11 protein-coding genes are annotated in these 12,983 nt (G+C 61.3%); 3 read left to right on the top strand and 8 right to left on the bottom strand.

What is annotated here, in order from left to right:
• Positions 1–19: 19 nt before the first annotated feature.
• The 3 genes from JIF53_RS04495 to JIF53_RS04485 form a co-directional block, all read right to left on the bottom strand.
• Entirely contained in the window at positions 20–2,521 is a 2,502-nt protein-coding gene (locus JIF53_RS04495) for an acyl-CoA dehydrogenase (RefSeq protein WP_199451917.1), read from the bottom strand.
• Between the two features lie 154 nt (positions 2,522–2,675).
• Positions 2,676–3,566: a prenyltransferase gene (locus JIF53_RS04490; protein ID WP_199451916.1), complete on the bottom strand. Its 891-nt coding sequence runs from the start codon at positions 3,564–3,566 to the stop codon at positions 2,676–2,678.
• 28 nt (positions 3,567–3,594) lie between these two features.
• Positions 3,595–4,482 carry an AEC family transporter gene (locus tag JIF53_RS04485; protein WP_199451915.1) on the bottom strand — a complete coding sequence of 296 codons (888 nt, stop codon included), beginning with the start codon at positions 4,480–4,482 and terminating at the stop codon, positions 3,595–3,597.
• Between the two features lie 186 nt (positions 4,483–4,668).
• Here JIF53_RS04485 and JIF53_RS04480 point away from each other — a divergent pair, with 186 nt between their 5' ends.
• Positions 4,669–5,850, top strand: coding sequence for a MalY/PatB family protein (locus JIF53_RS04480; RefSeq protein ID WP_199451914.1), 1,182 nt, complete (start codon positions 4,669–4,671; stop codon positions 5,848–5,850).
• On the opposite strand, the gene JIF53_RS04475 is transcribed toward JIF53_RS04480, so the two are convergent.
• Genes JIF53_RS04475 through JIF53_RS04465 form a run of 3 tightly spaced genes read right to left on the bottom strand, consistent with a single transcriptional unit; the run spans position 5,838 to position 8,846 of the window.
• Positions 5,838–6,395, bottom strand: a complete 558-nt coding sequence (locus JIF53_RS04475) for a carbohydrate-binding protein (protein WP_153739638.1) — start codon at positions 6,393–6,395, stop codon at positions 5,838–5,840. The two genes, JIF53_RS04480 and JIF53_RS04475, sit on opposite strands and share 13 nt — an antisense overlap.
• Positions 6,388–7,383 (bottom strand): DMT family transporter, encoded by a 996-nt coding sequence (locus JIF53_RS04470; protein ID WP_199451913.1) that lies wholly within the window; start codon positions 7,381–7,383, stop codon positions 6,388–6,390. Before JIF53_RS04470 ends, JIF53_RS04475 begins: the two co-directional genes overlap by 8 nt.
• Before the next feature lie 17 nt (positions 7,384–7,400).
• Entirely contained in the window at positions 7,401–8,846 is a 1,446-nt protein-coding gene (locus JIF53_RS04465) for a succinylglutamate desuccinylase/aspartoacylase family protein (protein WP_199451912.1), read from the bottom strand.
• A 192-nt stretch (positions 8,847–9,038) separates the two neighbouring features.
• On the opposite strand from JIF53_RS04465, the gene JIF53_RS04460 reads away from it, so the two are divergent.
• On the top strand, positions 9,039–9,197 hold the full coding sequence (locus JIF53_RS04460; RefSeq protein WP_014423048.1) for a YqaE/Pmp3 family membrane protein: 159 nt from the start codon (positions 9,039–9,041) through the stop codon (positions 9,195–9,197).
• 2 nt (positions 9,198–9,199) lie between these two features.
• Here the strand turns inward: JIF53_RS04460 and JIF53_RS04455 are convergent, their stop codons facing one another.
• Complete coding sequence (locus JIF53_RS04455) at positions 9,200–10,837, bottom strand: MBL fold metallo-hydrolase (RefSeq protein WP_199451911.1); 1,638 nt, start codon at positions 10,835–10,837, stop codon at positions 9,200–9,202.
• Between the two features lie 296 nt (positions 10,838–11,133).
• Between JIF53_RS04455 and JIF53_RS04450 the strand changes: the two genes are divergently transcribed.
• Positions 11,134–11,559 (top strand): thioesterase family protein, encoded by a 426-nt coding sequence (locus JIF53_RS04450; protein ID WP_014423046.1) that lies wholly within the window; start codon positions 11,134–11,136, stop codon positions 11,557–11,559.
• A 3-nt stretch (positions 11,560–11,562) separates the two neighbouring features.
• Here JIF53_RS04450 and JIF53_RS04445 read toward each other — a convergent pair whose 3' ends face one another.
• Complete coding sequence (locus JIF53_RS04445; protein WP_022991351.1) at positions 11,563–12,885, bottom strand: MATE family efflux transporter; 1,323 nt, start codon at positions 12,883–12,885, stop codon at positions 11,563–11,565.
• Positions 12,886–12,983: the final 98 nt, after the last annotated feature.

The following is a 12,983-nucleotide window of genomic DNA, read 5'->3' as shown; positions in this document are numbered from 1 at the left end:
AACGGGAGGGTGGCGAAGCTCAGCCTTTGGATGGCCGCTCCACCACCTTGCGCTTGCCTTTGGCGCTTTTGGCGAGGGATTTCAATCCGCCGGCATCAAAGGCGTCTACGCGGATGACGTCATAGAGTGCCGTCAGGGCTTCTTCCAGTTTCGGGCACTCCTCTGCTTTGACAATGCCCTGGGCACAGGCCCAGTCCACCAGTTCCTTGCGTTGGTGGCCCATCAGCAGGGCGATGCCATCCACTTCGTCTTCGTCCCGGCTGCGGATCGCTTCGTGCAGTTTGTGGCGGGATTCCTCGGTTTCGTTCGCCAGTCGGTAAGCATTGAGGACGCGTCCGAGCGGGTCGCTGGGATCGGCATTGATGAAGGTTCCCCGGCTGATGCGCTGGCGCACAGGCGTGTCTTTCACGATGGTGGCCGCCACTTTTGCACCGAGCTTGTCATCCGGGCCGTTCAGGCCTGTAGCGCCGAGCGGGAAGACCATCAGCCGCAGCGGCCAGCGCAGGGCGGGTACCGGGAAGTTGATGATGGCTTCTCTCATGGAGTCCTGCAGGTCGTGCAGGCAGGTTTGTAGGCACCATTCCACCAGGTCCCGTTGGTCGTCCGGATAGCCTTCCTCATGCCATTGCTTGATCACGGCGGTGGCGTAATAGAGCTGCACCAGGCAGTCGGCCATGCGGCCAGACAGCCGCTGGCGAGCTTTCAGGCCACCGCCGACGGTGAGCAGGGTCACGTCGGTCATCAGAGCAAAGGCGGCCGAGAAACGGCCCAGCTGGCGGTAGTATTTCTGGATGTCACCCTGGCGGGGTGCGCTTTCCAGCCAGCCTTTACTCAGGCCCAGAACGAATGCACGCAGGGCATTGCGGGTGGTGTGGGCCAGGTGGCGGTAGAAGATGCCGTCGAACTTCTTCGCGGCTTGATCCTGGTCTTCCATGCCCGCCGCTTCGATTTCCTCAACAATAAAGGGGTGGCAGCGGATGGCACCCTGGCCGAAGACCATCAGGCTCCGGGTCAGGATATTGGCGCCTTCGACGGTAATGCCGATGGGCACGGCCTGGTAGGCCCGGGCCAGGAAGTTGCGGGGACCGGTGATCACACCCCGGCCGGCGACCACGTCCATGGCGTGGTTGATCACTTCCCGCATCAGATCGGTGTTGCGGTATTTCAGCACCGCGGAAGGTACCGACGGGCGCACCCCCCGGTCCAGCATGCCGGCGGTCAGCAGGCGGGCGGCGTCCATCATGTAAGTGTAGCCGGCAATCGGTTCCAGGGCTTCCTGTACGCCTTCAAACTGGCTGATGGAGCGGCCGAACTGCTCCCGGGTGTAGGCGTAGGAACCGGTCGCCAGGCTGGCCAGTTTGCCCGCGCCGGTGCCCAGAGCGGGCAGGGAGATGGATCGGCCGATGGACAGGCATTCCAGCAGCATTTTCCAGCCCTTGCCGAGCATGTCCTGGCCGCCAATCACCTGTTCCATGGGGATGAATACTTCGGTGCCCCAGGTTGGGCCGTTCATGAAGACCGTGTTCATGGGCAGGTGGCGGGCACCGGCATTTACGCCGTCGGTATCCCGCGGCACCATCACACAGGTGACACCGATCTCGTCCTGCTCGCCAAGCAGGTGCTCGGGGTCGTAAACCTTGATGGCGAGGCCGATCAGCGTAGCGACCGGCGCCAGGGTGATGTAGCGCTTGTTCCAGGTCACTTTCAGGCCCAGCACTTCCTTGCCGTTCCATTCGCCCTTGCAGACGATACCTTTGTCCGGAATTGCGCCGGCATCGGAGCCGGCGACCGGGGAGGTCAGGGCAAAGCAGGGGATTTCCTCACCCCCGGCCAAGCGGGGCAGGTAGTGCTGTTTCTGCTCTTCGGTGCCGTAATGCATCAGCAGTTCGCCAGGACCGAGGGAGTTGGGCACCATCACGGTCACCGCCGCAGACACGCTGCGGGTGGAGATCTTCATGACGATTTCGGAATGGGCTGTGTTGGAAAAACCCAGGCCGCCGTCTTCTTTGGGAATCACCAGGCCAAAGAAGCCCTTGCTGCGAATGAACTTCCACACTTTGTCTGGCAGATCGTAGTGTTCGTGGGTGATCTGCCAGTCGTCCAGCATCTTGCACAGCTCTTCCACCGGGCCATCAAGAAACGCCTGTTCTTCACTGGTCAGGTGGGCGGGCGCGGCATCCAGCAGCTTGTTCCACTCAGGCTGGCCGGAAAACAGCTCACCGTCCCAGTCGACTGAGCCGGAATTGAGCGCTTCCTGTTCGGTGGGAGACAGTTTTGGTAAGCGACTGCGAACCCAGCCCAGCAGTGGCCGGCTGAGTTTATCCAGGCGCAGGTCGCCAGGGAGGGTTACGATCAGTGCCAAAGCCAGCAGGATGCCGCCGATCAGAAAACTCAGAATGTGCCAGTCGTCCTGGGCGACACCAATCAGGGTAGCGACGGACATGATGAGGGCGGCAGTTTTGCCACCGATACTGAAGTAAATCAGTACCAGGGCACTGAGAACGAGGAGCAGAACGCTCATGGGCAGACCTCCATATCATGAATGAAATCAGACAGATTTGATTCTTACCATCGGTCAAAGTTCAGTCAGTTGCAAGCGGTTAGCGAGGTAAAAGCCCGTGGGAGAATCGAATTCTTGATTTACAGATTCTTTACGGAGCCCCAGCGGTTCAGGCTCAAAGGCTGAGCCCGGTTACCAGCAGCGCCAGTGTGGACAGCAGTACCGCCACGTTGGCGCCAAGCACCCGGTTGAGCTGGTCTGGCGTCGCCAGTACCCGAGGCAGTCGAAGGCTGATCCAGAGGGCTGCCGGTAGCGGCGCCAGGGCGATAAGTCCGGTCATATCGAGGTGGCCACTGACCACACCGGCCACGATGACGCCATAGCTGGCAAGCAACAGGCCAGCCACCAGATGGGCGGCTTTTTCGGGGCCAAGGGTAATAACCAAATGGCGCCGGCCAATCGCTCGATCGGCCTCTGCATCCGGTATCTGGTTGATCAGCAACAGCTCACTGACCATCAAGAGCGCCACCAGAGACACCAGCAGGGCGGTGGTATCGATGCTTGCCCCAAGCGCGATAACGGTGCCCAGCACCATGATGGGACCAAACCCCATGCCCGGTGCCAGCAGGCACAGCAGTGGGGAGCGGGTAATCCAGCGGGTATAGGTGAGCACCAGCACCACACCGGCCGCTCCGAGCACCAGCAGAGGCAGACCCCGCAGCCAGAGAAAATACAGACCGATGGTAACCACCACCGCGAGTGTGCCCAGACCTGCCCAGAGCACGCGCCGGGCTGCAGACGGCACCTCGGGCAGGGCGCCGCTGCCACCGGAGAACGGGGTGCGCTCGGTGATCATGTCGAGGCCGGAGCGAAAATCGTCGTATTCGTTCAGCAGATTCACCGCCGCATGGGCAAGTACGGCGCCAAGGAAAACCAGAAAGGTGTGTAAAAGTTCGGGCGCCTGGCCCTGTTGCCAGGCGACGGCCAGGCCCAGGCCGGCACACAACGGGGCAAGCAGTAAAAAGTTCGGGCGGGACGCGCGGACCACCGCAAGGGTTTCTGACATTGATCAACTCTCCGGATTGCGGAGAAGCTTACACGTAGCCCGCCGCGAATACCAAGCCCAGCACAATGGGCATTACCACCAGACTGCCCAGGTTGCTCAGCAGCACCAGAGAGGCCACCGCGTGGGGTTCCTGCTGATACTGTTCGGCCACCATGTAATTCAGTACGGCCGGTGGCAGGGCGGCAAAGACCCAAAGGCTGGCAACCTGCAGCCCCGGCAGATCCAGCAGGGCAATCATTGGCCAGGCCAGAATGAGTCCGGAGAGCGGGCAGGCGATGGCGCCGATCAGCCCCAGTTTCCAGTCACTGAAATCGACATCCAGCATGCGGACGCCCAGGGCAAACAGCATCAGTGGAATGCACACACCGCCAAGCATGTTCAGGGTTTCCAGCAGCCAACCCGGCAGCGGGATACCACTGAGGTTCACCGCCAGGCCGGCGATGCTGGCGAAAACGATGGGCAACCGTAGCCGGCGGATAATGGAGGTGTGGGGGTCCAGCATGTACAGGCCTACCGAGAAGTGCAGCAGCATTTCCACGATGAACAGCACGATGGCCGCAGGCAGCGCCGCATCCCCGAATGCCAGCACCAGAATTGGAATGCCCATGTTGCCGGAGTTGTTGAACATCATCGGTGGCAGGAAGGTTTTCAGGTTCAACTTCAGCAGCTTGGCCACCGGATACAGAATCACACCGGACCCCAGAACCACCACCGTGGCGGCCAGCGCCAGCCAACCGTATTCCTGCAAGGGTGCCTGCTGGTCTGCCAGTACCGCAAACACCAGCATGGGCACGAACAATTCCATGTTGAGCACGTTCAGGCCCTGAATATCCGGTGTCCGGTAGCGCCCGTACAAGGCGCCGCTGCCGGCAATCAGGAATACCGGCAGCATGGTGGAAAGAATCTGGCCAATCATGGAAGGGCTCCGATTATTGTTTTTGGTCAACGCAGGTGACTAATCCGTTAGGTTCGCAAGCATCGGGTGGATTGGGCAAGCGAAATTCATGGCTCTTCGACCAAAGCCGGAGCCAAAGCGTCGGTTGCGACGGCGGCACCGGGCCACCACAATAGCGTTTTCACGGAGACAGCAAGCGGAGCCCCCATGAATGGCAGCGTTTTCGATCAGCCCATCGCCAGAGAGCACACCTGTTCGGTCAAGTTCGACGCCCGCAAGGCAGTATTCGGCCGTGACGATGTGATACCGGCGTGGGTCGCCGATATGGACTTCCCGGCCCCGGAAGCGGTCACCCGTGCTCTGACCGAGCGGGCGCAGCATCCGGTATATGGCTATACCCTTTTCCCGGACAGCCTTTATGAGGCCATGATCCAGTGGTTTGAAAGCCGTCATGGCTGGGGCATCCAGCGAGACTGGATTGTCATGGCACCCGGGGTGGTGCCGTCCCTCAACGCTGCCTGCCTGGCCTTTGCCCAACCCGGAGAGGGCGTGATTATACAGCCGCCGGTGTACCCGCCGTTTTTCAGCTCGGTCAGGGATACCGGCCGGACCGTGATTGAAAATCCGTTGATGGCAGACGAAACCGGTGACTACCGCATGGATCTGGAGCATTTGGAGCAATGCGCCGCCCGGCCGGAGGCCAAGGTATTGCTGCTGTGTTCGCCCCATAATCCGGTGGGACGGGTCTGGCGCGAGGCGGAACTGGTTCAGGTGCTGGACATCGCGCGCCGTCATGGCCTGGTGGTGCTGTCGGACGAGATTCACTGCGATCTTACCTATCCAGACAAGCCTGCTCATCGGGTGTTGGCGACCCTGGCCGAAGGGGATGATGCGCTGATAACGGCGGTTGCGCCGAGCAAGACCTTCAATATGCCGGGGCTGGGCCTGTCGGCCCTGGTGATTCCGGATCCGGAGCGCCGCAAGGCCATGAAAGCGGTGTTTGAAAGGCTGCACCTGCCCCAGTGCAACCCGTTCAGTATCGCCGGGTTCGAGGCAGGCTATCGCCATGGCGGTCCCTGGCGGGATGATCTGATGGCCTATCTGAAGGGCAATCGCGATTTCGTGGTGCAGGAGGTTGACCGCCGACTCACGGGCATCCGAACCGCGGCGCCGGAAGGCACCTACCTGATCTGGCTCGATTGCCGGGGCCTGCAGCTGGACGACACCGCCCTGAAACGCTTCTTCGTGCAACGGGCGGGGGTTGGCCTCAATCCGGGGCTAAGTTTCGGCAGCCAGGGCAGCGGTTTCATGCGGCTGAACATCGGCTGCCCGAGAGCGGTACTGGCGCAGATTCTCGACCGTATTGAGGCGGCCCTTCAGGGCAGCTGATTTTCCAGGGAGCAGTGATCTTCAACCAGCTGCCAGTGCGGCGGCGTATTCATCCCGGGCATATCGCCGCTGGTCGGGCGGATCGCCTTCCAGATCTTGCCGCCATGGCTGGCTTCGCTGCCCACGGTGTAGCTCTCCGAGAACAGCCACTGGTCGGGCTGCTCGCACAGTTCGTTGTCACTGGACGATTCCGAGGCTGGTGAATCCGGGCTTCCGGTGACCGTGCCTGTCTGCGCAGTTCGCCCGGTTTCTACATCGGACTTGTCGATCGGGGCCGGGGGCGCTGCCTCGCCGGAGCATTCGGGTGCAGAATCAAGCTGTTTCCAGTCGAAGGTAATACCCGGCTCCAGGCCCTGGTGTAGCTCCCGGGACTGGTACCACTCGCCGTCATGGTGCACTACCGCTCCGGCCGGGTAGTAGCGGGATGGCGCCCATTTGGACTCATCCGGGTCGCAGGGGGCTGCCGCGACGTTCAGGGAAAGAGCGGCCAGCATCAGGGTAATGATGGCCGGCCAGGAATATGCAGCGGCGGTTTGCCTAGTCATTCAGCTCTCCTTTATCCAGTGCAGTGACAGGCGGGCGGGACAGACGCCGGCCGGTTCGGGTCGCCAGTATCAGGCCTCCGAGTATCAGCAGTCCACCCGCCAGATGAAACAGGCTGAGGCTTTCCCCGAGGAAAACCACCGCAAGCACAGAGGCATAAACCGGCGTAAGGTACATGAAAATGGCAGCCCGGGCAGGGCCAATACTGTGTACGCCATGATTCCAGAAGGCGTAGGCGAGAATGCCCGGAAAAATCGCAAAATAGATCAGAGGAAGGGCGGTACTTTGTGACAGGGCAAAGCCGCCGCTGAAAAACAGAAAGTCCAGCAGGTAAACCGGCGCGAGAATCAGGGTGCCCAGCAGGATCTGCGTGGTGAGGAAGGTCAGTGCCGGCAGTGGCACCGCCTGCCGGCGCAGCAGTACCGAGAACAGGCCCCAGCTGAACACCGCCGCCACCATTACCAGGTCTCCGGGCTGGGCCTGCAGACCAGTCAGCACCGACACATCTCCCCGGGCAATCACGCACAGAATGCCGGCCAGGGCCATGGCAATGCCCAGTATCTGAATCAGGCGGGTCCGGTCACCCAACAACAGCCAGGCCAGCAGCGCGACAAAAATCGGGATAGTGGCGTTGATCAGCGCGATGTTGGTGGCTGTCGTGGTCATGGCCGCGACGTAGAGCAGGGAATTGAAGGCGGCAACGCTGAAGGTGGCCAGTGCAATCATGGACCCGAGGCGCTGACGAATGATCTGCCGGTGGCGCCAGATGCCGGGTAAGCCGAACGGCAGGATAATGGCCAGCGCCAGTACCCAGCGCCAGAACGACATGGACAAGGGCGGAATGTGCTCGACCGTGCCCCGGGCCACCACGGCGTTGCCGGCCCAGAACAGCGGTGTCAGCACCAGACCGACGTAGGCCAGGGTTTGCCGGGAGTTTTGCGTTGTGGCGTTCAGGTCAGACAAACCGTCTCCTGCTGGTTCCGCGCCCATGGAAAACGCCTAGCATACTACTCTCCGGGTACTTGTGCCTCCGTACCTATGTGGTAGGCGGCAAACCCTGCCATCACCACCTGATCCACCGCCATGCCGATCACCCGGCCGTCTGAGGTGGCTCGAATCGGATGCTGTTCGTTGGTGATTGGATCGGCGACATAACCCAGTACCTCGCCCTCGGATACCGTCGCTCCCAGCTTGATCTCGCTGAACAGGATGCCGCCATGCTGGGCCCGGATCCAGGTAGAGTCGTAATACACCGGCTCCGGATCGCCCCAGACAAACATGCGGGAAATCATGCCGTGCTTTTCCATCAGACTATTGAGGCTGTTTACCCCCGCTTCGATCTGGTGTTCCTGGATGCGCAGGGATTCACCCGCCTCCAGTGTCACGGTGCGGATTCCTGCTTCGGTAGCCGCGGTACGCAACATACCGGGTGAACCGGAACTGTGAACCACGGCCATCCGGTCAAAGCCCCGGGTGAATTCGGCGACATCGGGATTGTTCATGTCGGCCCGGAGTTGCGGCAGGTTGGTGCGCTTGAGTGACCCGGTGTGAATATCCACCAGCATGTCGCAGTGCCGGATAACGTTGGTAAACAGGGAATGGGCAACGCGGTCTGCCAGTGTGCCGCCCGGGCTGCCCGGGAAATGCCGGTTCAGGTCGCGACGATCCGGCAGATAGCGGCTGCCCTGCTGAAAGCCGGTGAGGTTCACGATGGGCACGCCGATAACCCGGCCACTGAGTTTTTCCGGGTTCAGGTCGTACATGCTGCGACGGACAATCTCGATGCCGTTGAGCTCGTCACCATGAACCGCGCCGGTCAGGCACAGGGTCGGGCCCTGGTTAACGCCATTGACCACCAGTACCGGGGTAATCTGGGACAACCCGGCAATCTGAATGCCTGGCGACCAGGCCAGTCGTGTCGCAGTACCGGGTAGAATTTCCTTGCCCAGCAGTGTGAAACTCTCTGCGGGCACGGGTGCTGCCGGTTCCGGCTCCTTCTCGGCAATATCGTCCGGGGAAGCCGGGGTGTTGCTACCGGTCGCATCGACCGTCTCAGGTTGTGTTTCTGCCTGAGGTTCCGGCTGCGCGGCAGAATCCCCGGAATCGCTTGCCTCGGGCTCCGGCTCCGGCAGCGGGGCCACTTCTTTCAGGTCGATATTGGGTGCAATTTCACGGGGCTTGTTGGCTGCCTCCGGTGCCTCCACCGGGGGGTCCTGCGGGCTGCTCTGTTCGCTGGTTGTCTCAGCCTGGGCGCGGGCCTGGGCAGAGCCCCGGCGTGGTTCCGAGTGCTCAACATCCTCAACGTTTTCATCTTCCGCCAGATCGGCCACCAACAGGGCGGTGGCGTCTGCCTTGGAACTGACTGCCTCGGCCAGCACGGCGGGCGTCGCCAAAACCAGGAGTGATGATGTGAGTGCGCTAGTGATGGAATATCTGAGCCTTGCTCGCAGCATAAGTCCTCAACTACCTGACGATGTGGCCCCAAGGATAGGGACGAGTCTCGATCATGAATACGGCTGTGACAGAGGTTTAATGCCTCTTTCATGAAACCGGGCCGAATTTACACGGTTCGATATGGTGAAATGTCATATCACTGCTATCTTGCAGTGATATGACTGTTTTACGCCCGTCAAGGAGAGAACTGAATGGATCTTTTGCGAATTCTGGTTGCAATTCTGTTACCGCCGTTAGGCGTCTTTTTACAGGTTGGTATCGGCAAGCATTTCTGGATCAACATCCTGCTGACCATCCTGGGTTACATTCCGGGCATCGTGCATGCGGTGTGGGTGATCGCCAAGAAGTAGGCTCAGTTTGGCGCGACCACGTGCCAGAGCCCGTCGTCGGCAAACGCCCGGTGCTCGGCTTCCAGCTTCAGCAGGTGCGCCAGCGCTGAGCGGGCTGCCAGTCCGTGAATGGCGGCCGGGACATCGTCATAGGCCCTGGCGGTCAGGTCTTTCAGACTGACCGGTGCCAGCGCCTCCAGAGCTCGCCACACCTTGTGTTCCCGGGACAGCCGGTGGGTAATCAGGTAATCCATCACCGCCGCAGGCTGGCCCATCAGAAAACCATGGGCCGGTGCGATAAAGCGCACCGGCTCGGCCAGCAGATCGTACATGGAATCAATGTAGGCCTTCATATCGCCGTCCGGCGGGTTAATCACCACCGTGGACCCCTGCATGATGTGATCCCCGGAAAACAGTAATTCCTGATCCAGCAACAGATAACACAGGTGGTTCGAGGCGTGGCCCGGGGTATGCAAAACCTTCAGGATGCCCGCTTCGGTCACAATCAGATCGCCGTGCCCGGGTTGATCATCCGGTGTGAAGCTCGAATCCTGCCCCGCGCCCTCCGGCGCTGGCCAGCCAAATACCCGGCAACCGGTGCGGGCCTTGAGTTGGACCACCGCTGGGGAGTGGTCCATGTGGGTATGGGTAACCACCACCTGATCCACCACACCACCGGTAAACTCCAGAATTCGCTCGATATGCGCCTCGTTCGCCGGGCCCGGATCCAGCACCGTAAAGCGCTCATGGCCGAGAATATAGGTGTTGGTGCCCGGGCCGGTCATCATCCCGGGGTTCGGCGCGGTCAGCCGCACCACCCCGGCGGCAACCTCCACCGGCTCCCCGGGAACAATCTCCGCACGGGTTGACCCTTCACCTTCCGGGTCCAGCTTGACTGCCTCGTCATAGGCCGGAGCGTTGGGTTCCAGCATCACCGGCTTGCCCTTGCGCACTGCCGGCCAGGGCTGATCCGGAAACGCCGCCGGGGGATTGGCGTGGGCATAACGCATCAGCTCGCCGGTCGTGCCGAACTCACTCAGTACCCGCAGGGTCCGGATCGTCGGTAACCCCAGCAACCGGGCACCGGCCCGATGTTCCTCAAGCGCCTGAGCCGGCGCAATCCAGACGTGATCAATAGTTTCCGTACCATCATGGCTCGCCACCTGGCCCTCCGGCGCCACGGCCACAAAAAACCGGGTATCAAACCGGCGCGGCGGCCCCGGTGGCGTCACCCAGTGGCTCAGATACGCCAACCGGTCCAGCGGCACCGTCAAACCATGCTTCGCGCACAACTGCGCCAGCGAAATCTCCTCCTGAAACAACGCCAGACGCTCACCGTGCACCCCGTGATCGGCGCCAATCAACTGACCGGATGCATCCTGAGCCAGCAGAATCCCCGCCTCTTCAAAACACTCCCGAACCGCCGCCAGCATGTAATCCGCCCCGCCTTCATCCAGACTCATGGTCTGACTGATGTCGGCATCCTCCACACCCACCACATGAGCCCGCCCCTCAGGCTCCTGCGCATTCACCGCACCCCCCGGGAACACGTAATAACCCGGCAGAAACACCGCATCCCAGGTGCGTTGCAGAAGCAGGACTTCAATACCGTTATCGGTATCACGGGTCAGAACCAGGGTGGCGGCGGGGCGGATGTTCATAAGGCTCTCTGTCTTTTTGCTGTTTTTATGGTGCGCGTTCAAGGCCAGGATGAGGGCGTAGGGATAAGCTTTCCAAAACCTTGCGGAGCCATGGATGGCGGAGCAGAGCGTACAGGGATGTATACACAGCGTGTTTTGGAAAGCTTATCTCTACGGCCGACCGAACCAGCATTCGCGGCGCTACGACGTTTACAGCAAGATACCCGAACAACCCACAGGATGAGAAGCGACAAAGGTCGGAGTATGATGCACCCCCATCACTCAATCGCACCAAGCGCACCCCAGGGGACCCCAAAGTGGCCAGAATCAAACTCGACTTTCCCGACACCGCCTTCACCTTCGAAACCCGCCTGCCGGTCCGCATTACCGACATCAACGGCGCCAACCACCTGGGCAACGACGCGCTGATCTCCATGCTGTCTGAAGCGCGCGCCCAGTTCCTGGTAGAGCATGGCATTGAAGAGGCGGGCCACGATGGTGTGGGCATCATCGTCACGGATCTTGCTACCATGTACCAAGGAGAGTCCTTCTACCCGGACCTGCTGCGCTTTGAAGTGGGGCTGATGGATTTCAACAAATACGGCGGTGATTTCGTGTTCCGGGTCACCAAGGCCGACAGCGGGCAACCAGTGGCGCTGGCCAAGTACGGTTTCGTGTTCTTTAACTACCAGAGCCGGGAAGTAACCCCCATGCCCGAGAGCTTCCGCGCCCGGTTTGCCTGAGTATTACCCCTGCTGGCGCAACCGGCTCATACCCTGGCGATACAGGCTATAGGCCATGGTGCCGGCCAGCAGGTTGCCCACCAGAGCGCCGGACATCAGCCCGGTCAGCCCGGCCAGTTGCCCGCCAATCCAGAGCAGGGGCAGATAGCAGGCGAATAACCGCAGAGTGGAAATCAGCAGTGCGCGCATGGGCATGCCCAGTGCGTTGTTGACTGACACCATCAGAATACACACGCCAAGCCCGCTGTAGCTCAGCGGCACTCGCAGCAGATAGCTCACCAGAATGTCCTGTACTCCGGCATCGCGGCTGAACAGGCCAGAGACGAAGCCGGAGGCGGCCAGCCAGATCAGCCCGATGGCCAGCTGCCAGATCACGATAAAGCGCACCGCAATGCGAACCAGCTTGCGGATCTTCTCGACTTCTCCTGCCCCCAGCATTCGGCCGATCATCGGCGGCATGGACATGGTCAGGGCCAGCACTACCACAATGGAGAAGAACTCCAGGCGGGTGCCCAGGCCCCAGGCGGCCACCGCAGCAGAGCCGAACCCTGCCACCAGTGCCGTGGCCAGCATGGCTGAGATAGGTGGCATCAGTTGGCTGACCATGGCCGGCGCCATGATGCCGCCGAGCTGGCGTACGGCCTGAGCCAGTTGCAATTGGAGCAGGTCGAATCTTAGCCACTGGCGTTTGAGCAGGGTCGGGTAGACAATCAGCGCGCCAATGCCGAAGGCGGTGATGGTGGCCCAGGCGGCGCCGGGCAGACCCCAGCCGAAGACGAAGATGTACAGCGGGTCCAGGGCGATGTTGAGCAGGCTGGTGATGATCATCATGTAGCCCGGCAGGCGGGTGTCGCCATTGGCGCGGCACACAGCGTAGCTGAAGTAGACCATGGCGCCGGTCCAGGCGGAGAGTAGCCAGGGTGCCCAGTATTCCCTGATGACTGGCCGCAGGGCCTGTTCGGCGCCGAGCAGGTCCAGGATCAGGTTTTGCAGGAGCCAGACCGACAGGCATAGAAGGAAAGCCAGGCCGGCCCCAATGGCGACCACCAGGCCGCCCAGGCGTTGGGCGCGCATGTCGTCGCCCTGGCCCAGTGTGCGGGAGATGATGGCGGTGGTGGCGATGCCCAGCCCTACGTACATGCCGCTGACCAGTTGTTGCATGGGCACGGTAAAGCCCAGCGCTGCCAGCGGGTCGCGGCCGAGTTGGCCGACGAAGGCGCTGTCGGTGAGCTGGAAGGTCATCAGCGAGAGCACGCCGAAGAGCATGGGCCAGGTCATGTGGTAGAGCTGGCGGCCCAGGGAGGCGTTTTGCAGGTGGTTTTGCACGTTAGCTTGAGGGCCTTGGTATTGAGTGTGGCGGGGATTCTAGCAGTTCTTGTGTCGGGTGCATGCACTCGGCTCAGATGCAAGCGACCGAGCGGGGT

Source organism: Marinobacter sp. bablab_jr008 (genome assembly GCF_016464145.1).
Taxonomy (GTDB): Bacteria; Pseudomonadota; Gammaproteobacteria; order Pseudomonadales; family Oleiphilaceae; genus Marinobacter; species Marinobacter nauticus.
The sequence above is the reverse complement of the archived record's forward strand: the minus strand, read 5'-3'. Positions and strand labels throughout refer to the sequence as shown.

Bases quoted from the DNA above. Each gene is read 5' to 3' on its own strand.
- JIF53_RS04495 (WP_199451917.1), bottom strand. From the start codon at position 2,521: ATGAGCGTTCTGCTCCTCGTTCTCAGTGCCCTGGTACTGATTTACTTC.
- JIF53_RS04485 (WP_199451915.1), bottom strand. From the start codon at position 4,482: ATGATTGGCCAGATTCTTTCCACCATGCTGCCGGTATTCCTGATTGCC.
- JIF53_RS04465 (WP_199451912.1), bottom strand. From the start codon at position 8,846: ATGCTGCGAGCAAGGCTCAGATATTCCATCACTAGCGCACTCACATCA.
- JIF53_RS04490 (WP_199451916.1), bottom strand. From the start codon at position 3,566: ATGTCAGAAACCCTTGCGGTGGTCCGCGCGTCCCGCCCGAACTTTTTA.
- JIF53_RS04470 (WP_199451913.1), bottom strand. From the start codon at position 7,383: ATGGGCGCGGAACCAGCAGGAGACGGTTTGTCTGACCTGAACGCCACA.
- JIF53_RS04460 (WP_014423048.1), top strand. From the start codon at position 9,039: ATGGATCTTTTGCGAATTCTGGTTGCAATTCTGTTACCGCCGTTAGGC.
- JIF53_RS04455 (WP_199451911.1), bottom strand. From the start codon at position 10,837: ATGAACATCCGCCCCGCCGCCACCCTGGTTCTGACCCGTGATACCGAT.
- JIF53_RS04480 (WP_199451914.1), top strand. From the start codon at position 4,669: ATGAATGGCAGCGTTTTCGATCAGCCCATCGCCAGAGAGCACACCTGT.
- JIF53_RS04475 (WP_153739638.1), bottom strand. From the start codon at position 6,395: ATGACTAGGCAAACCGCCGCTGCATATTCCTGGCCGGCCATCATTACC.